Source organism: Methylobacterium sp. 77 (genome assembly GCF_000372825.1).
Lineage (GTDB): Bacteria > Pseudomonadota > Alphaproteobacteria > Rhizobiales > Beijerinckiaceae > Methylobacterium.
On record NZ_KB910516.1, the window covers coordinates 4,223,492 to 4,242,558 of the forward strand.

The 19,067-nt window shown below is 65.9% G+C and carries 18 protein-coding genes; 6 read left to right on the forward strand and 12 right to left on the reverse strand.

The features are described from left to right. Window positions 1–209: 209 nt before the first annotated feature. From A3OK_RS0120025 to A3OK_RS0120040, 4 genes are all read right to left on the reverse strand, one after another. On the reverse strand, window positions 210–2,465 hold the full coding sequence (locus tag A3OK_RS0120025) for a xanthine dehydrogenase family protein molybdopterin-binding subunit (RefSeq protein ID WP_019906675.1): 2,256 nt from the start codon (window positions 2,463–2,465) through the stop codon (window positions 210–212). Window positions 2,466–2,479: 14 nt separating this feature from the next. After that, window positions 2,480–3,493 (reverse strand): xanthine dehydrogenase family protein subunit M, encoded by a 1,014-nt coding sequence (locus A3OK_RS0120030; protein WP_019906676.1) that lies wholly within the window; start codon window positions 3,491–3,493, stop codon window positions 2,480–2,482. After that, on the reverse strand, window positions 3,490–4,008 hold the full coding sequence (locus A3OK_RS0120035; RefSeq protein WP_019906677.1) for a (2Fe-2S)-binding protein: 519 nt from the start codon (window positions 4,006–4,008) through the stop codon (window positions 3,490–3,492). The genes A3OK_RS0120030 and A3OK_RS0120035 overlap by 4 nt, the downstream gene beginning before the upstream one ends. Before the next feature lie 373 nt (window positions 4,009–4,381). Further along, on the reverse strand, window positions 4,382–4,819 hold the full coding sequence (locus A3OK_RS0120040; protein WP_019906678.1) for a helix-turn-helix domain-containing protein: 438 nt from the start codon (window positions 4,817–4,819) through the stop codon (window positions 4,382–4,384). Window positions 4,820–4,928: 109 nt separating this feature from the next. On the opposite strand from A3OK_RS0120040, the gene A3OK_RS0120045 reads away from it, so the two are divergent. Beyond that, window positions 4,929–5,699, forward strand: coding sequence for an SDR family oxidoreductase (locus A3OK_RS0120045; protein WP_019906679.1), 771 nt, complete (start codon window positions 4,929–4,931; stop codon window positions 5,697–5,699). 194 nt (window positions 5,700–5,893) lie between these two features. On the opposite strand, the gene A3OK_RS23750 is transcribed toward A3OK_RS0120045, so the two are convergent. After that, window positions 5,894–6,499, reverse strand: a complete 606-nt coding sequence (locus A3OK_RS23750) for a DUF4375 domain-containing protein (RefSeq protein ID WP_196805457.1) — start codon at window positions 6,497–6,499, stop codon at window positions 5,894–5,896. A 289-nt stretch (window positions 6,500–6,788) separates the two neighbouring features. Between A3OK_RS23750 and A3OK_RS0120055 the strand changes: the two genes are divergently transcribed. Continuing rightward, window positions 6,789–8,180, forward strand: coding sequence for a dipeptidase (locus A3OK_RS0120055; RefSeq protein WP_019906681.1), 1,392 nt, complete (start codon window positions 6,789–6,791; stop codon window positions 8,178–8,180). Between the two features lie 37 nt (window positions 8,181–8,217). Here the strand turns inward: A3OK_RS0120055 and A3OK_RS0120060 are convergent, their stop codons facing one another. The 6 genes from A3OK_RS0120060 to A3OK_RS0120085 form a co-directional block, all read right to left on the reverse strand. Continuing rightward, window positions 8,218–8,883: a ParA family protein gene (locus A3OK_RS0120060; protein ID WP_019906682.1), complete on the reverse strand. Its 666-nt coding sequence runs from the start codon at window positions 8,881–8,883 to the stop codon at window positions 8,218–8,220. Window positions 8,884–9,007: 124 nt separating this feature from the next. Then, window positions 9,008–9,415, reverse strand: a complete 408-nt coding sequence (locus tag A3OK_RS0120065; protein ID WP_019906683.1) for a DoxX family protein — start codon at window positions 9,413–9,415, stop codon at window positions 9,008–9,010. 154 nt (window positions 9,416–9,569) lie between these two features. Next, complete coding sequence (gene cynS / locus A3OK_RS23145) at window positions 9,570–10,058, reverse strand: cyanase (protein WP_019906684.1); 489 nt, start codon at window positions 10,056–10,058, stop codon at window positions 9,570–9,572. A gap of 27 nt (window positions 10,059–10,085) precedes the next feature. After that, window positions 10,086–11,069, reverse strand: coding sequence for an ABC transporter ATP-binding protein (locus A3OK_RS0120075; RefSeq protein ID WP_019906685.1), 984 nt, complete (start codon window positions 11,067–11,069; stop codon window positions 10,086–10,088). 11 nt (window positions 11,070–11,080) lie between these two features. Further along, a complete protein-coding gene (ntrB, locus tag A3OK_RS0120080; RefSeq protein WP_019906686.1) occupies window positions 11,081–11,920 on the reverse strand; it encodes a nitrate ABC transporter permease in 840 nt (279 codons plus the stop codon). 3 nt (window positions 11,921–11,923) lie between these two features. Continuing rightward, on the reverse strand, window positions 11,924–13,285 hold the full coding sequence (locus A3OK_RS0120085; protein WP_019906687.1) for a CmpA/NrtA family ABC transporter substrate-binding protein: 1,362 nt from the start codon (window positions 13,283–13,285) through the stop codon (window positions 11,924–11,926). A 163-nt stretch (window positions 13,286–13,448) separates the two neighbouring features. Here A3OK_RS0120085 and A3OK_RS0120090 point away from each other — a divergent pair, with 163 nt between their 5' ends. The 4 genes from A3OK_RS0120090 to A3OK_RS0120105 all read left to right on the forward strand — a co-directional run bounded on the left by A3OK_RS0120090 (window position 13,449) and on the right by A3OK_RS0120105 (window position 17,855). Next, entirely contained in the window at window positions 13,449–15,371 is a 1,923-nt protein-coding gene (locus A3OK_RS0120090) for a sigma 54-interacting transcriptional regulator (RefSeq protein ID WP_019906688.1), read from the forward strand. A 144-nt stretch (window positions 15,372–15,515) separates the two neighbouring features. Next, window positions 15,516–16,091 (forward strand): PilZ domain-containing protein, encoded by a 576-nt coding sequence (locus A3OK_RS0120095; RefSeq protein ID WP_019906689.1) that lies wholly within the window; start codon window positions 15,516–15,518, stop codon window positions 16,089–16,091. Between the two features lie 139 nt (window positions 16,092–16,230). Beyond that, window positions 16,231–17,163, forward strand: coding sequence for a ring-cleaving dioxygenase (locus tag A3OK_RS0120100; RefSeq protein ID WP_019906690.1), 933 nt, complete (start codon window positions 16,231–16,233; stop codon window positions 17,161–17,163). Between the two features lie 56 nt (window positions 17,164–17,219). Continuing rightward, a complete protein-coding gene (locus A3OK_RS0120105; RefSeq protein ID WP_019906691.1) occupies window positions 17,220–17,855 on the forward strand; it encodes an alpha/beta hydrolase in 636 nt (211 codons plus the stop codon). Here the strand turns inward: A3OK_RS0120105 and A3OK_RS0120110 are convergent. Beyond that, window positions 17,813–19,060 (reverse strand): glycosyltransferase family 4 protein, encoded by a 1,248-nt coding sequence (locus A3OK_RS0120110; protein WP_019906692.1) that lies wholly within the window; start codon window positions 19,058–19,060, stop codon window positions 17,813–17,815. The genes A3OK_RS0120105 and A3OK_RS0120110 overlap by 43 nt on opposite strands. Between the last annotated feature and the right edge of the window lie 7 nt (window positions 19,061–19,067).

Below are 19,067 nucleotides of genomic sequence, written 5' to 3' on the forward strand. Positions count from 1 at the left end.
GCCGTGCGAACCAGAACCCCGTTTTCGCAAGCCGGAGCAAAGCCGGAACGCTTGGAATTCGGGCTCTGCTGCGCAGCCTCATCGTCACTGAGAAGGAACAGGCTTGGCGCCTGTTCGCCTGAACATCATCGCTTCGAACGTCGAAGGCCCGAACCATGATCTATGGTTCGGGCCTTCGAGGACTCAGATCCGCTGGGCCTGCTTCACGATCACTCGATGATCTTGTCGATGGTGATCGGCAGGTCGCGGATACGTTTGCCGGTGGCGTGATACACCGCGTTGGCGATGGCGGCGGCCGTGCCGACGATGCCGATCTCGCCGAGGCCCTTCACGCCCATCGGGTTGGCTTTGTCCTCTTCCTCGACGAAGATCACGTCGATGTCGTGGATATCGGCATTCACCGGCACGTGATACTCGCCGAAATTGTGGTTCATGAAGCGGCCGACCGTGTGGTCGAGCATCGATTCCTCTTCCAGCGCCGAGCCTATCCCCATCACCACGCCGCCGAGGATCTGGCTGCGTGCGGTTTTCGGGTTGATGATCTTGCCCGCCGCGATCGCAGAGACGATCCGGGTGAGACGGACCTGACCGAGTTCCTCGTCGATCTTCACTTCGGCGAAGACGGCCGAGTGGGTGTAGGAGGAGAACTCCTTCATGTGGCCGGCATCGGGCCCTGCACTCTCGGTGGCCTCGACCTTGTCGACGCCTCCTGCCTTCATGGCATCCACCAGCGAGACGCTGCGTGCCGGATCGCCCGCCACCTCGATCCGGCCGCCGGTGAAGACGACGCGTTCGAGATCGACATTGGCGAGAGGCGAATCGTCCATGGCGCGGGCCATGGCGAAGACATCCGCAGCGATCTTGCGGCAGGCCTTCATCACCGCCGTACCCGAGGAGGCAGCCGTCCACGATCCACCGGCCACCGGCGCCTCCGCGAGGTCGGTGTCGCCGAGCTTCGTCGTCACGTCCTCCATGGGAAGGCCGAGGGTATCGGCCGCGATCTGGGTGAGGATCGTGTAAGTCCCGGTGCCGATATCGCCGGTGGAATTGCCGACCACGAGCTTACCGTCGGAGGTGAGCGTGGCTTGGGCCGCCGATTTCTGCATCAGGGCTTCCCACACGCCGGTCGCCATGCCCCAGCCGACGAGTTCCTTGCCGTCGCGCATGGAGCGTGGCTCTGCATTGCGCTTCGACCAGCCGAACCGCTCGGCGCCTTGTTCGTAGCAGGCGCGCAAGGCCTTCGAGCCGAAGGGCTTGCCTTCGGTCGGGTCCGTGTCGGTGTAGTTCTGGAGACGCAGCGCGATCGGGTCCTGGCCGGTGGCATAGGCCAGTTCGTCCATGGCTATCTCGAGGGCGAAGACCCCCGTCACCGCTCCCGGCGCACGCATGTCCGAGGGCGTGAACGTGTCGATCTGCGTCAGCTTGTAGTCGAGGGCGACGTTCTCGCAGCCGCCGTAGAGGATCGCCGACCAATTGACGACGACCTCCTGGTAATCCTCGAATCGCGAGGTGCCGGACAAGGCGTCGTGGCGGATCGACTGAAGCTTGCCTGACTCATCCGCTCCGAGAGCGATGGTCTGGCGCACGTCGGGGCGGTAGCCGAAGGTGAACATCTGGTCGCGGGTCAGCACCACGCGGACCGACCGTTCCAGTTCGCGCGCGGCCATGACCGCGAGGAAAAGCTGGTATTGAGGTCGCAGGCCGAGGCCGAAGCCGCCGCCGAGATACGGGTTGAGGACGCGCACCTTGTCCTTGTCCATACCGAACACGCCGGCAATGTAGCCTTGGCTGTTCGAGACGCCCTGGATCTTGTCATAGACGGTGATCCGGCCGTCGCCTTCCCAAACCACCGTGGAGGCGTGGGGCTCCATCGGGTTGTGGTGCTCGACGGCGAGCGTGTAATCGTTGCGAAGACGGATCGGTGCGGCATCGAAGGCGCTGTCCGCATCGCCCCGAGCATCCGGCGGCGGCTTGATGCCGGCCCGCTTCTTCGGCGGCACGTAGGCGAATTCGCGCTGGCGCTCGACGTCGGTCAGCGGCTCTTCCGCCTCATAGGCCACCTTCACCAACGATGCGGCGTAGCGGGCCGTCTCGAAATCCTCGGCGACGACCAACGCGACAGGCTGGCCGCTATAGTGGATCCGGTCGTCGTAGAAGGCGCGGAACGGCGAGCCGGGAGGGGCGACGGCATCCTGATAGTTGAAGTCGAGCCACGCCGTGCGAGGCCGATTCTCGTGGGTGAACACTTTGACGACACCGGGCACGGCCTCGGCCGCCGCGATGTCGATGGCCGTGATCCGGCCCTTGGCGATGGCGCCGGAGACGACATAGCCGTGTGCGAGGTCGGCGGCTGCGAATTCGCCTGCGTATTTGGCGAGACCGGTCACCTTGGCCGGGCCGTCGACGCGGCTGCGCGCGGTTCCGACGAAGCTGTCCGTGCCGGTGGAGGAGATGCTGTTTGCCATGTCTGGATCGATCCTCAGGCGATGCGCTTGTCGGATTGCGACTGGGGCGTGCCGGCCGCGGCCTGGGTCAGGCCACGGATGATCGCGCGCCGTGCAAGTTCGACCTTGAAGCCGTTCTCGGATTGCGGTTGCGCCTCACGGACGACGATATCGGCGGCGCCCTCGAAGCTCTCCCGCGTGGCCGCCTTGCCCGTGAGGAAGGTTTCCGCCTCGGCATTGCGCCAGGGCTTGTGGGCGACGCCGCCCAAAGCGAAGCGTGCCTCGGTAATCGTGTCGCCGTCGAGCGTCATTACTGCGGCGACCGAAACCAGGGCGAAGGCATACGAGAGACGGTCGCGCAGCTTCAGATAGGTGTAATGGCCAGTGAAATCCTCGTCGGGCAGATCGACGGAGAGAATGATCTCGGAGGCTGCGAGCGTGGTGTCCCGCTGGGGTTCTTCACCCGGCAGCCGGTGGAATTCCGCGAAGGGAATGGTCCGCTCACCGCCCGGCCCGGCGACCCGGATCGTCGCGTCGAGGGCGGCCAAGGCCACGCACATGTCGGACGGGTGGGTGGCGATGCACTTGTCGCTGGTGCCGAAGATGGCGTGGATGCGGTTGACCCCGCCGATCGCCTGGCAGCCGGTGCCGGGATCGCGTTTGTTGCAGGGCATCGCATCGTCATAGAAATAGTAACAGCGGGTGCGCTGGAGCAGGTTGCCGCCGGTCGTGGCCGCATTGCGCAACTGGCCCGAAGCGCCGGCTAGGATCGCGCTCGACAGGAGCGGGTAGCGGCTCGTGATGCGTTCGTCGTATGCCACCGTCGCGTTGGTCACGAGGGCGCCGATACCGAGGCCGCCGTCGCGCTCCTCGATGGACTCGAGGGGCAGGCGCGTGATGTCGACGAGGCGTTCGGGCCGCTCGACATTGTACTTCATCAGGTCGACGAGATTGGTGCCGCCGGCGATGAAGCGTGCGTTGGCGGTCGACTGGATCGCCTTCACCGCCTCGTCCACGGTCTGCGGCCGAACGTAATCGAAGCGGTTCATCGGCCGGCTCCCGAGTGCATGACGTCCTCAATGGCGTCGACGATGTTGGTGTAGGCGCCGCAACGACAGATGTTGCCGCTCATCGCCTCGCGGATTTCCTCGCGGGAGGTGGCATGACCTTCCGCCATCATGCCGGCGGCCGAGCAGAGCTGGCCGGGCGTGCAGTAGCCGCACTGAAACGCGTCGTGCTCGACGAAGGCGGCCTGAAGCGGGTGCATGCCGCTCTCTTGTCCGCCCGCCTTCGCCAGACCCTCGACGGTGACGATGTCCGCACCGTCCTTCATCACCGCCAGGGCAAGGCAGGAATTGATGCGGCGGCCGTCGACCAGCACGGTGCAGGCGCCGCACTGGCCGTGGTCGCAGCCCTTCTTGGTGCCGGTGAGGTCGAGATCCTCGCGCAGCAGGTCGAGGAGCGTGGTCCACGGCGCCACCTGAAGCTGGCGTGCCTCGCCGTTGATGGTCAGGGTGATGCCGATTGTGGCCGGAGCGCCGGGCGATCCGCTATCGATGAGCATGGGCGTATCCTGAAGGATCGTGGCCGATGAGATGCCGGCCGGGTTTCTCGAATGGCGATGACGCCGCGGGGGGAGGATTCTCCGCGCCCCATGGCCGTGCAAACGATAACCGTTCCAAATTGAGCCTGTTCCCGGGAGGGTGATTTCCGCGTCCCGGGAGGTCGATGGATGGTCGGGGTTCTTTAGCGGCGCGATGCCTGGGCGATCGTGCCGTCGTTCCGGAACCGCGCAGCGGGGCTGAGCGCCGCAGCGCTGGGGACGCGTCGACCTCGGAAGTAGAGGTCTCGACCTGGCTCACGCGGTCGGCGGGGTCCGTGGGCGGAAGACAGGTCTCGGTGCCGTCTGCAGCGAGGTCCCGTCCCGACGGCCGACATCACCCCCGAGGGTGAGGCGGCTCGCCGTAGGTCCTTCGCGCCTCCTCGACCGCGTCGAGATTCCGTTCTGCCCAGATCCACACGCCGCAGAAGGCGGCACCGAGGCTTTGCCCGAGTTCCGTCAGGCGATACTCGACCTTCGGTGGGACGACCGGATGCACGGTGCGGATCACCAGCCCGTCCCGTTCCATATGGCGGAGGGTCTGCGTCAGCATCTTCTGGCTGATGCTTCCGATCAGCTTGCCGATCTGGGTGAAGCGCAGTTCGCCCTTCTCTTCCAGGAGTTCGAGGATCAGCATCGTCCACTTGTCGGCGACGCGGCCGATGAGGTCGTGGACGAGCGCTTCGATGCGAGGATCCGCAGCGTCGGGACAATGCTGCGGGTCCTGACTCCTGTCGGCCGACGCCAAGCCGTCCTTGCGCGGGATCACACCCATCTAACACTCTCCTTTTGGTGAGTATAAATCTTTTTGGTGCCTTCTGTCGTTCGGAGAGTAAGGGGCGCATCTTGCGTGGACAAGGACGACATGACGCGAGGGCGATCCGATGAAACCGAGCGGAAACACCATTCTCATCACCGGCGGCGCGTCGGGGATCGGTCGCGAACTGGCCGAGCGCTTCCATGCCCAAGGCAACACGGTGATCATCGCGGGTCGCCGTCGTGAGCGCCTCGACGAGGTGACGGCGGCCCATGACGGCATCGTCGCCTATGTGCTCGACGTGGAGAACAAGGCCGACATCGAAGCTTTCGCGGTGAAGGTGGTCGCAGAGCACCCGGACCTGAACGTCCTCGTCAACAATGCCGGGATCATGACGGCCGAAGACGTGACGCAGTCCCGTGACCTTTCGGACGCCGAAGCGATGGTGACCACCAACCTGCTCGGTCCGATCCGGCTCACGAACGCGCTCATCGAGCATCTGGTCACCAAGCCACATGCGGCGGTGATCAACCTCTCGTCGGGCCTCGCCTTCGTGCCGCTGGTCTCCACGCCCACCTACTCGGCGACGAAGGCCGCGATCCACTCCTACACGGTCAGCCTTCGTGCCGCTCTGAAGGGACAGGTCGAGGTCATCGAACTCGTGCCTCCCGCCGTGCAGACGGAACTGACGCCCGGTCAGTCGACGCGTGCCGGTTACATGCCACTGAACGCGTTCATGGACGAAGTGATGACGCTCTTCGCGCAGCAGCCGACGCCGCAAGAAATCCTGGTGGACCGCGTCGGCTTCCTGCGCTTCGCGGAAGCCGAGAAGCGCTTCGATCAGACGCTGACGGCGCTGAACGATCTCGTGCGGAGGGCGCACGCGGACCAGACCTGACGATCGTCGGTCGATCGAGAAAGCTGACCGGCAGCTGGTCGACCCGAGTCAACGACCTCAGAACGTCACACGATCGTCAGAAAGTGCTCAGTCGTCGAGTCGGTTTCGACGTTCCAGTGTGACCATAATGAGAGGCCAGCAGCGGAATGAGAAATGTCATGCCTGGATGGATGGCCGATTTTCTCTGGCACTGCCTAGCGCTTTGCCATTCTGGCGCGGACGCCGGGATGCGCGCCAAACCCGCTGATATATTTCTCCATCTCGGTACCTGGCAGGATGAACAGGTTCGGCCGTGATTTCAGCCACCGCCCGTTCATGTCTGTCAGCGACGAAGAGCTTTCAGCGGCGTAGAAGGCGGCATCAAGTTCGTCGACCTCAGGGTCGATCGGACCAAAGCCACCCTGCGCAATCAGGCGGCGTGCGCGAGAGTCATTGCGCCTGATGATCGCCTGAAAGCGATCGAATATTGAAAGATGCGTCGTCGCGCCTATGGCGATCAAGCCGGATCGCGCGAAAGTCCACGTATTGGGCCTGCCATTGGCATTATGGGCGAACTGCCCGTGCCCGCCATTCATCACTTGCGCCGCGTAGAAGTCGACCGAGTAGCTCTCGATCGAGGCAGGTGGCATTTCGGGGACAAGGTATCTGAATTCTGTCAGGAAATGGTTCACTACCCTGGTGTTGACCGACAATGCTTTTGCAGTATCAGGATCATCCATCGCTTCTGTAGTGAGCAAAATTTCACTCAAAATAGGAACCGATGGGTCGATGCTTCGCCGACCAAACACACGTCCGAGCATAAGTCCCTCCTCTACAGGCGGGAATAATCGTAGGTTGTAGAAATTACCGCCCGGTGAATCACCTATGATCGCGCTATCTCGATGCGGACGTCTAATGTCTGCTTCACCTGAGATCGGGTCGGAAAGCCGCCAGACCGCTCCCAATCGAAGCAAACTCGGCGTGTCTGTGTCGGTCGGAGGTGCCCCTTCACCTTCAATCCCAAGCCCCAGACACCCCCATACCGGTTTGCGCCCGCCCATCCCCTCGGCTAACCCTTGCCGCCATTCCCGCCTGCGACAAGGACCTGCGATGGCCGCCCTCGACCCGGTTCTCAACGATATCGACCGCGACCTCGACAATTCCCTGGAGCGGTTGTTCGCCTTCCTGCGGATTCCCTCGATCTCCACCGATCCGGCCTATGCCGGACATTGCCGCGAGGCGGCGCAATGGCTGGTGGGCAACCTCACGGCACTCGGTTTCGAGACCGCGATCCACGAGACCTCGCTGCATCCGGTGGTGCTGGCGCATGCCCCGAAGCCGGGCACGCCGCACGTGCTGTTCTACGGCCATTACGACGTGCAGCCGGTGGACCCGCTGAACCTCTGGGAGACGCCGCCTTTCGAGCCGCGCATCTCGCTGAATGCCAAGGGCGAGAAGCAGATCGTGGCGCGCGGCGCCTCGGACGACAAAGGTCAGGTGATGACCTTCGTCGAGGCCTGCCGTGCCTTCATCGCCATGGAGGGCGAGTTGCCCTGCGGCGTCACCCTGCTGATCGAGGGTGCCGAGGAGAACGGGTCCCAGGGCCTGCCCGAATGGGTCGCGGCCAACCGCGACAAGCTCGCCGCCGACATCGTCCTCGTCTGCGATACCAGCATGTGGAACGGCACCACGCCGGCCATCACCACCTCGCTCCGCGGACTCGCCTATTTCGAAGTGAAGGTCACCTGTGCCGACCGCGACCTGCATTCGGGCTTCTTCGGCGGCGCGGCCCGCAACCCGATCCACGTGCTGTCTAAAATCATCGCCGACCTGCACGATACCGACGGAAAGGTGACCTTGCCGGGCTTCTACGACGGCGTGCGCGAGCGGCCCGACGATATCCTCGACCAGTGGCGCAGCCTCGATTTCACCGCGGAGACGTTTCTCGGCCCCATCGGCCTCGGCGAACCGGCTGGCGAGCGCGGCCGCATGCTGATCGAGTTGATCCAGTCGCGCCCTGCCTGCGACGTCAACGGCATCATCGGTGGCTATACCGGCGAGGGCACCAAGACCGTCATCGCGGGCCAAGCCAGCGCCAAGATCTCGTTCCGCCTCGTCGACGACCAGGACCCGGAGCAACTGGCAAAGACCTTCGAGACCTTCGTGCGCGAGCGCATCCCGTCCGACTGCTCGGTGGAGGTGATCTGCTACAAGGGCAGCCGCGCCATCAGCCTGCCCTTCGACATGCCCGAACTGGAGACCGCCCGCGCGGCGCTCGCCGACGAGTGGGGCGTGCCCGCCGTCACCATCGGCGCCGGTGGATCGATCCCGATCGTCGGCGACTTCAAGCGGCTCCTCGACCGCAACACGCTGCTGATCGGTTTCGGTCTCGACGACGACCGCATCCATTCGCCCAACGAGAAGTACGACCTGAAGAGCTTCCACAAGGGCACCCGCTCCTGGGCGCGCATCCTGGCCGCCTTCGGGGCAAAAGCGGCGTAGACGAGGGGCTTCGGAGGATCCGGGATCGGCTGAGACGTCAGAGCCGCATCTTGGCGTCGATCCAGTCCCAGAGCGCGCGGATCTCGCCCGCGGCCTGTCCCTGCGGGCCGTATTCGGTGACGCCGAGGCCGGCCGCCAACGCGTCCTGGTGGTCGACGCGCTGGACGATTCCCGGTTCGGCCAGGACGCCGAGGCCGCGAAGCTGAGCCGCGTAGGCCTCCGTGCGGGCGGAGGGTGGGGGCGGGCATTGGTTGAGGACCAGGGCCAGCCGGTTTCTCATCCCGAGGCTGACGAGGGTCTGCAAGGTCGGCCGGGCGGCCACGAGATCGAGGCGGGACGGCCGCACGGGCACCAGCACGAGGTCGGCGGCGCGGAGCGCCGGAGTGGCCCCGGTGGCGGTGCCGGCGGTATCGATGAGCGCGAGCGTCGCCCCGCTCTCCGACGCGCCGTCGAGAATCTCGGGCAATTGCCCGATCTCCCAGGGCTGGATGCGGTCGACGGTGATCCCGTTTCGCCGCCGCAGGGCGCCCCACCCCATCAACGAGCCTTGCGGATCGAGGTCGAAGGCGACGACCTGTTCACCGACCTCCGTCGCGGCGACGGCGAGCGATGCCGCCAGTGTCGTCTTGCCGGTCCCGCCCTTCTGCACGGCCACGGCCAGGACGCGCATCCGCCGGGCCGGGGCCGATCCTCCGACGGTCATGCGGGACCGCCGGGCAACCTCGGATGTCGAGCAGGGAGCATGTGCGTCCTCTCCATCGCTCCGGCTGGCCCGGTCACCGCCACGCCCGGTGGAGGATCGAGGCCGGCCGTCGGCGCGTCCAGTCTCAGAACCGTCCGCGCCGCTGCGCGTCGAGGCTCCACGGACCCGCGCCCGCGGCGGCGAGGTAGAGGAACAGGAAGCAGAACAGGATGGCTGCGTCGCCGCCGTTCAGGGCCGGGAACGGGCTCTTCGGTGCATGGGCGATGAAGTAGGCGAAGGCCATCTGGCCGGAGAGGATGAACGCCACCGGCCGCGTGAACAGGCCGAGGATGATCAGCGCGCCGCCGACGATTTCGAGGACGGCCGCGAACCAGAACAGCGTGAACAGGGCAGGGGCCGCACCGCCGCCCATGCGCACGGGAAATCCGAACAGCTTCTGCGTGCCATGCTCCAGAAACAGCAGGCCTGCCACGATGCGCAGGATGCTGAGAAGCCGGGGGGCCCAGGTGGATGAGATCGTGTTGAGGCTCATGCGGGAAACGTCTCCGACGGGAGGACCGCGCGTGCGGCCAAGCCTCCGCTATCAGCACGAAACCCTGCCCGGCGTCGACTCGCCCGGCGTGAGAAAAGGCACCGCCGCCCTACGAGCCGCGATGCCTGTAAGGTCTAAATAGGCGCTGTGCCGGCTATGGTTCCTTGAAGCCGTAATCCGGCACCCCTTCCTCGTTGCCGTAATACTTGTAGGGCAGGAACTTGCCCGAGAGGTTCATCTTCACCCGGTCGCCCTTGTTGTTGGGCTCGCGCTCCATGGTCATGTTGAAGTCGATGGCCGACATGATGCCGTCGCCGAACTCCTCCTGGATCAGTTCCTTCCACGTCGTGCCGTAGACCATGACGAGTTCGTAGAAACGGTAGATCAGCGGGTCGGTCGGCGGCATCTGGGCGATCGAGCCGCGATAGGGCGCCTCGTTGAGCATCCGCTCCTCGGCCTCGGTCAGGCCGAACAGGTCCGCCGCCTTCTTCGCTTGCGCCTTCGGCAGCTTCATCTGCCCCATGCAGGCGGCGGTGATGAGGATCGGTGAGATGCCGCCGATCTCGTCCTGGATATGCTTCCAGGTCCAGCCCTTCTCGCGCTTGATGTCGAGGAGCTTCTCGGTGAGGTCTTCGCGCTTCATGGATCGGTCTCCTGTTGAAATGGGGGCTCAGGCACGGATTGGGTCGGGCTCGGCCAGGGTGGTTTCCGCTGCCCCATCCGGCTCGCTCGAGCCCGGCCGCACCATCGGCGGGCGACGCTGGTCGTAGCCGGCGGGCATCGCGTCCCGCAGGGTCTTCGAGCGGCTGACGAGGAAGTCCATCAGGTGGTTGCGCAGGGCGTAGTAGCCCGGCGCGTGGTGGAGATGGGCCCGGTCGCGGCTCTTCGGCAGCGGGTTCTCGACGATCTCCGCCACCTTGGCCTCGGGGCCGTTGGTCATCAGCACGATACGGTCGGCGAGATAGATCGACTCGTCGACATCGTGGGTGATCATGAAGACGGTCTGGCCGGTCTCGATGCAGATCCGGCGCACCTCGTCCTGCAACGTGCCGCGGGTCAGCGCGTCGAGGGCCGAGAACGGCTCGTCCATGAGCAGGATCTTGGGCTCGATGGCGAGCGCTCTTGCGATGCCGACCCGCTGTTTCATGCCGCCCGACAATTCGGACGGGCGCTTATGCTCCGAACCCGCGAGCCCCACCGTGGCGATGGCCTTGCGGGCACGTGCGTCGACCTCGGCCTTCGAGGCCTTGCGCCAGCGCGAGGAGACCGCATAGGCGACGTTGCCGAGCACCGTGCGCCAGGGCAGCAGGGCATGGCCCTGGAAGATCACCGCCCGGTCGAGGCTGGTGCCCTCGATCGCCTGACCGTCGACGATGACGACGCCCTCGCTCGGCGCCTCCAGCCCGGCCAGGATGTTAAGCACCGTGGTCTTGCCGCAGCCGGAATGGCCGATCATGCAGACGAACTCGCCCCGCCGCATCGGCAGCCACAGATTCTCGAACACGGTATTCTGCCTGCCGCCGGGTGCCGGATAGCGCCGGGCGATCCCCTCGATGGAGATGAACTTTTCGGAGGACGACATGCGGTTGGTCCCGGCGGCGGGATCGGGAGCGGCACCCGCGGAGCGCCGCACGAAGGGGAGAAGTTGGCTCATCGGCCCCTGCCTCACTCGGGGAAAGTGACGAGGCGCTGCGCACGGGCGAGCAGCTGGTCGAGGATCATGCCGACGAGGCCGATCACCAGGATCGAGACGATCACGTTGGTGATCGAGAGGTTGTTCCACTCGTTCCAGACGAAGTAGCCGATGCCGGTCCCGCCCACGAGCATCTCGGCCGCCACGATGACGAGCCAGGCGATGCCGATGGAGATGCGCATTCCGGTGAGGATGGTCGGCGCAGCCGCCGGCAGGATCACGGTGAAGGCGCGCCGGATCGGACCGACCTCGAGGGTCCGGGCGACGTTGAGCCATTCCTTGCGGGTGCCGGCGACGCCGAAGGCGGTGTTGATCAGCATCGGCCAGAGCGAGCAGATGAAGATCACGAAGATCGCCGACAGGCTGGAATCCTTGATCGTGTAGAGGGCGAGCGGCATCCAGGCCAAGGGCGAGACCGGCTTGAGGAGCTGGATGAACGGATCGAGCGCCCGGCCCATCAGCGGCGACATGCCGATCAGGAAGCCGATGGGAATGGCCACCAGAACCGCGAGGCCATAGCCGAGGGCGACCCGGCCGATGGAATAGGCGAGCTGGATGCCGAGCCCCTTGTCGTTGGGGCCGTGGTCGTAGAACGGGTCCTTCAGGTGCTTCCAGGCGGTGGCCGCGACATCGAGGGGGCCCGGCATCGCCGATTTGCCGGTGGTAGCCGACTGGCCCATCAGGGCGGCGTATTCCGGGTCCATCGCCTCGGTCTTGGCGACCCCGCCCACCGCGATCTGCCAGAGCAGAAGGAAGGCGGCGAGGAGGGCGAGGGAGACGATGCCGGCCCTGAGCGAGAGGGAGGCTCTCATGGCTTACCCCGCCCGCTTGATCGTGAAGGAGTTGAGGTATTCCTCCGGCTTGGCCGGGTCGAAAACCTTGCCCATCACGGAGAATGACTTCGAGGTCGCCGTCGGTGGGGTGAGGCCGGCCTCCTTCATCAGTCTGGCGGCGTCGGTGGCGAGGTAGACTTTCTCGGCCACCGCTTTGTAGTCGACATCCCCCTTGATCTGACCCCAGCGCTTCATCTGGGTCATGATCCAGACCGCGAAGGACGACCACGGGAATGCGTCGAAATCGACGCGGTCGGGCACCTTGCGGACGTTGCCGAGGCCATCGGCGAAGGTCCCGGTGAGCACCTGCTCCACCACTGTCACCGGCTGGTTGAGGTAGTTCGCCGGTGCGATCTGCGCGGCGATCTCCTTGCGGTTCTCGATCTTCGACGCGTAGGCCGTCGCCTCGATCACGGCGCGGAGGAGGGCGGCGTAGGTGTTCGGGGTCTGGGTGACGAAATCCTGGGAGGCGGCGAAGGCGCAGCACGGGTGCCGGTCCCAGATCTCCTTCGACAGGATGTGGATGAAGCCGACACCGTCATAGACCGCGCGCTGGTTGACCGGGTCGGGGGCGAGGAAGCCGTCGATGTTGTCGGCCCGCAGATTGGCGACCATGTCCGGGGGCGGCACCGCGCGGATCTGCACGTCGGTATCGGGATCGATTCCGGCTTCGGCGAGATAGTAGCGCAGCAGGTAATTGTGCATCGAATAGTCGAACGGCACCGCGAGCTTGAAACCCTTCCAATCCTTCGGGTCGCGCCTGTCCTTGTGCTTCATCGCCAGGGTGATCGCCTGGCCGTTGACGTTCTCCACTGCCGGCATCGTGTAGGGGACGGGGTTCGAACCAACGCCCAACGAGATGGCGATGGGCATCGGTGCTAGCATGTGGGCGGCGTCGTATTCCTTGTTCAGGGTCTTGTCGCGGATCACTGCCCAGCCGGCGGTCTTCACCACCTCCACGTTGAGACCCTGCTTCTCGTAGAAGCCCATGGGTTTCGCCATGATGATCGGGGTGGCGCAGGTGATCGGGATGAAGCCGACCTTCAGGTCGGTCTTCTCCGGCTTGGCCCCGAGGGCAAAGGCCTCGGCCGCGAATTTCGTCGGGAAGAACTGGCTCACGGCGGCCAGCGCCGTGGCGGCTCCGACGCTCTTCAGGAAGGCGCGCCGCTGCGCATCCTCGGGGAACAGAGCCCGCATCACCGCGCCCTCGACGGCACGCGCGATCTGCGCTTCACCGGTCGGTCCCGCCGCGTCGTGCTCGGCTTGGTTATGATGGGCTCCGCACGAGCAACCGCCACGCTTCAGGGTCAGCTTGGCATTGAACGGATCGTCGAAGAGCGCCATGTCGCGAGCCTTTCTGCGGAGACGTCTCATCATTGGCAAACGCTATGCCAGTCGCAGAAATCCGGGAAAGTCTATTCCAATCAGTGCCTTGATCATTATCCGTGAACTACGAGATATCGTTTGTTACGATTTTTCGTAGAGTATGTTACGAAAATCCGTAGTCATGACTGGCCCGGCATCACTCACGTTTCCCGGCTCACCCTACGGCCCCGCTTTCGACAGCGCGGCCGAGGCGATGCTCGTGCTCGATCCGGTGTCGGACGCGATCCGGGACGCCAACCCGGCCGCCGCACGGCTTCTCGGCTACGATCTCGACGTCCTGCGGGGGATGCGCGTCACCGCTCTGCATCCCGATCAGGTTCCGACCCTGATCGTGTTCACGCAGGCCGTCCAGGCGCGCGGACGCGACTGGACGCACGCCCTCTCGCCGAGGCATGCGGAGGGGCATGGCCTCAACGTCGAATGCAGTGGCACCCTCCTGCCGGGCGAGCCGACGCTTCTCCTCGTCAGCCTGTTCGATCTCGACGAGCGCCGCCGCCGCCTCGTGGATACGGAGGCCGATGCGCATATGCGCGCCGGACTGAGCGAGTGGCAGCGGATGGAGCGGATCTTTCGCGATATCGAGCGCGAGAACCAGCTCATCCTGCGCGCGGCCGGCGAGGGGATTTACGGCGTCAACGCCGAGGGCGTCACCACCTTCATCAATCCGGCAGCCGAGCGGATGCTGGGCTGGGACGCGATCGACCTCGTCGGACGCGACATGCATGCCACCGTCCATCACAGCCATCCGGACGGCTGCCACTACCCGCACCAGGATTGCCCGATCTACGCCGCCTTCCGCGACGGAGCGGTGCATCAGGTCGATACCGAGGTGTTCTGGCGCCGGGACGGCACGCCGATCTTCGTGGAATATACATCGACGCCGATCCGCGACCGGGGCCGCCTTCTCGGCGCGGTGATCGTGTTCCGCGACATCAGCCAGCGGCGCGAGGCCGACGAGCGTCTGCGCCAGGCCCTCGCCGAGGTCGATTCCCTGCGCGAGCGCCTGGAGCTCGAGAATGCCTACCTGCGCGAGGAAATCCGCGAGGGCGGGCACCATCAGGGCATCATCGGCCGCTCGCCGGCGATCGAGGCGACCCTTCGGCAGATCGACCTCGTCGCCGGCACCGACGCCACCGTCCTCGTCACCGGTGAATCCGGCACCGGCAAGGAGCTGATCGCCCGCGCCATCCACGAGGCGAGCCGGCGCCGCGACCGGCCGCTCATCCGGGTGAACTGTGCCGCGATCCCCCGCGAATTGTTCGAGAGCGAGTTCTTCGGTCACGCCCGAGGCGCCTTCACCGGAGCCTTGCGCGACCGGGTGGGGCGTTTCGAGCTCGCCGATGGCGGCACCCTGTTTCTCGACGAAGTCGGTGAAATCCCCATCGACCTTCAGGGCAAGCTGCTGCGCGTGTTGCAGGAGCGGCAGTTCGAGAGGATCGGCGAAGAGCGCACCCGCCTCGTCGATGTGCGCCTCGTCGCCGCCACCAACCGCGACCTCAGGGCCGAGGTGAAGCGGGGCCGCTTTCGTGAGGATCTCTATTTTCGCCTCAACGTCTTTCCCATCGCCGCCGTCCCCTTGCGTGAGCGGCGGGAGGACATCCCCCTCATCGCCCAGCACTTCATCCAGGGTGTAGCGCGACGCCTCAATGTGCCGGACCTGCGCCTCACGGAGGGCGATGTCCGCCGGCTGGTGCGCTACGACTGGCCCGGCAACGTCCGCGAACTGGAGAACATCATCGAGCGGGCGGCGATCCTGGCCGTGCGCGGGCGGATGCGGTTCGACCTTCCCGATGCCGAGGGCGCCGGTCCCGCCGAGGGACGCCGCGTGCAGGGCCCAGCTTCGACCGGTGCCGCTCCCGCGACCGAAGCGGAGCGACGGGCACGCGATCGTGCCGATATCTCAGACGCTCTCATCCTCAGCAAGGGCCGCGTGTTCGGGGCCGGGGGAGCCGCCGAACTCCTCGGCGTCAAGCCGACGACGCTCGCATCCCGCATCAAGGCGCATGGACTCGGAGGGGTGGGCCGCGTGGGCGGGAAGACCTGATCGGTTCGCGCCACTTTGCCTGACCATTCCCTATCTCATGCGCCCGATGCATGGCAGGAAAATATTCAATCGAATTGTCTCGATCGCGAAAGCACGGATCAAAGAATCCCAAGCATAGGACTGACGAGCGATTGAAGGGATCCGATGAGCGACAGGCGATCGGGAGCACGGTACAAGGTCATCCTTCCGGCTCTGTGCTGGAACCGGAATCGACCCGATTTCTATGCGGTTACCGATGATCTTTCATTCGACGGTATTCGCTTCAAGTCGTCCGTGGTGCCGTCGGTCAACGAGAGGCTCACCTGCAGTATCCGGCATGCCGGATCCCTTGAGGCCATCGTCGTGAGAGCCGAGGCCGAGGCGTTCGCCGTCCGCGTCCTCAGCGCCGATCATCCCCTCGGCCTGGTGGTCCAGAGCCTCCTCGATCTCGCCAAATCCCAGAACCCGCCGCCCGTGGTGACGCGCATCGATCCACGGATCGTCCCGGACAAGCAGGATGTGCTGGTCACGACGGAGGCCGGATCGATGCTGCCCGGACGTCTCATCAACATCTCGGCATCGGGCGCGGCGGTCTCCATGGAAGAACCCCTCGAGGTCGGCACGCTCATCACCATCGGCCGAACCAGGGCCAGGGTCGCGCGCCGGTTCGAGAACGGCATCGGCGCAGCCTTCCTCTCGCCGTTTCGTCACGACGCGGTCGGGCCGCATGTCGTGCTCTGATCGCCTTTGGACCTGTCTTGTTTGAGAAACGATCCGTTTCCATCGTTTCTATTTTCGCGAGGCCCGGCAGGGGCCAGATTGTCTCCATCACGAAGCGACGGGGCGCCCCCAAGGGCCAGCACGTCCGGGAGACACGATCATGTCCGACAACGGCCTCCACCACGTCACCGCTTACGCCGGCGACATTCAGCGCAACCTCGACTTCTACCGGCGCGTGCTCGGCCTGCGCCTGGTCAAGAAGACCGTCAATTTCGACGACCCGTCGACCTATCACCTGTATTACGGCGACGCGTCCGGCCATCCCGGCACGATCTTGACGTTCTTCCCTATCGAACATGCGGCGCGGGGACGGATCGGCATCGGCGAGACCCAGGAGACCGCGTTCCGTGTCTCCCGCGCCTCCATCGGCTGGTGGACGCACCGGCTGATCGAGAAGGGCGTGGACCATGACGCTCTGGTGCAGGCCTTCGGTGAGCCGGTTCTGCGGCTGCGCGATCCCGATGGGATGCCGCTCGCCCTGGTCGGCGTCGATGATGCCCAAGAGGCGACGACGGCCTGGACCGGCGGTGACGTTCCCGCCGAGCATGCCATCCGTGGCTTCCATGGTGTCACCCTGCTCCTGAGCGAGGCGGGGCCGACCGCTGAGATCCTCACCGGGGTGTTCGGCTTCTCCGAGGCCGGACGCGAGGGGTCGGCCACCCGCTATGCCACCGGCGGCGGCGTCGGCGGGTTCGTGACGCTCAAGGCGGTGGGCGAGTTCCTGCGCGGCCGGCCCGGTGCGGGCTCGGTCCACCACATCGCCTTCCGCGCGAAGGACGATGCCGAGCAGGCGGCCATGGTGGCGGCGCTCACCGGCCAATACGGGCTCCAGGTGACCGAGCAGCGTGACCGCGCCTATTTCCGCTCGGTCTATTTCCGCGAACCCGGCGGCGTGCTGTTCGAGATCGCCACCGACGTCCCGGGCTTTGCCGTCGACGAGCCGGCCAACGCCCTGGGCGAAGCGCTCAAGCTGCCCGCCTTCCTCGAACCGCACCGCGCGCGGATCGAGGACGCCCTTCCGGCTATCGCCTGACACATCCGCCCCTCCCCATGGAGGGGCGGTTCCCACGCAATCCCTGCGAGGCTGTCATGACCAATCCGTCCCCGTCCTTCGTTCACCGCTTCGAGCCTGCGACCAAGGCCGGCTCTCCACCGCTCCTGCTGCTTCACGGCACCGGCAGCGACGAGCACGACCTGCTGCCGCTCGGCCGCGCCGTGGCGCCCGGCGCGGCTCTCCTGTCGCCTCGTGGGCCGGTGCTGGAGAACGGCATGCCGCGGTTCTTCCGGCGCCTCGCCGAGGGTGTCTTCGACGAGGCGGACCTCCGACGTCGCGCGGGCGAACTCGCTGCCTTCATCGCGGAAGCGCGGACGATCTACGGCATCGCGGCGCCCGTGGCGCTCGGCTTCTCGAACGGCGCCAACATCGCCGCTGCTCTCCTGCTGCTCCATCCGGGCGTGCTCGCGGGAGCGGCGCTATTGCGGCCGATGATGCCGCTCGTCGAGCCACCCAGTCCGGACCTGGCGGGAACGCCGGTCCTGATCCTGTCGGGCGTGGCCGACCCGATCGTGCCGGCGGAGAATGCCGCGCGCCTCGCGACGACCCTGGCTCGCGCAGGCGCGGATGTCGCGCACGACATCCTGCCGGCCGGGCACGGATTGAGCCAAGCCGACGTCTCGGCGGTTCAGGCGTGGATGGCCCGGGCGCTCACGGTCCGAGGCGCGTAGGCGAGACTGCGGCGATAGACGTCCTCGATGCCGTCGAGATGCCGGTCGAGGGTCAGCGGGTCGGTCCAGAACATGTCGTAGGCGGCGTCCGACATGCGCCGGGCCTCGCCGTCATCGGCGAGCCGGGTGAGGGCGGCGGCGAGGGATTCCGGCTTGCCCGAGGCGAACCAGAGCCCGTTGACACCGTCCTCCACCGCCTCCCGTCCGGCACAGATGTCGCTGACGATCACCGGCGTCCCCGCCGCCAGGGATTCGAGCACGGTGAGCGGCTGGCCCTCGTACCAGACCGAGGGGAAGACGAGGGCGCGGGCCGAACGCATGAGCGCCTTGACCTCGTCCGGATTCTTCCAGCCGAGGAAGCGGGCTCCCGGATAATCGGACTCCAGCTGCGCGCGCTGCGGGCCGTCGCCGACGAAGACGGCCTCCAGACCGGCGATACGGGCGGCCTCGGCGAAGACGTTTGCACCCTTCTCCGGCGAGACCCGTCCGACGAAGATGATGTCGCCGAGTGTGGGTCCCGTCTTCCGTCCCAGCGGCTTCGCGTCCACCGGGTTGGAGACTTCGTAATAGCGTGTCCGTTTCGGCAGGTAGGGCGCGAGGACGGTCTTCTGCAGCCGGCTGATCGTGATCACCGTCGCCACGCTGCCGATCATGCCGGAATAGCGCATCAGGGCATGGCGGCCGACCCGCATCAGCTTGCGGGTGTAGCTGCGCGAGTCGCAGTTATGGGCGATGCAGGCGGGGGAGAGCGGGGTCCGGTGGCAGGCGGACGAGACCGGGTAATCGTAGAACCCGCCATTGGGGCAGGCGAGATAGTATTCGTGCATGGTGAACACCACCGGCACCGTCGTCGCCATCAGGACCGGCCCGACTGACGGTGACAGGGCCTTGGCCCAGCCATGGACATGGACCACGCTGTCGCTCGGATCATAGCCGGCGAGGAGGGCTTCGAGCCGGATCGCCGCCGGACGGTTCCAGAGCCACTGCACCCCGAAACTGGCGAGCGAGGAAGTGAGCGCCACGTCGGTCTGGCCGAGCACGATCACCTCGATCCCGGCTGCCGCGAGGCGGGGATCCGCCGGGCCGACCGCGGAGAAGAAGACGACCCGGTTGCCGCGCGCGGCGAGCCCGAGGGCGCTTTCGATGGCGACCTTCGCTTGACCGCCATTGATGAAGGAATGATCGGCGACGATGATGACGTTCATGATCGCA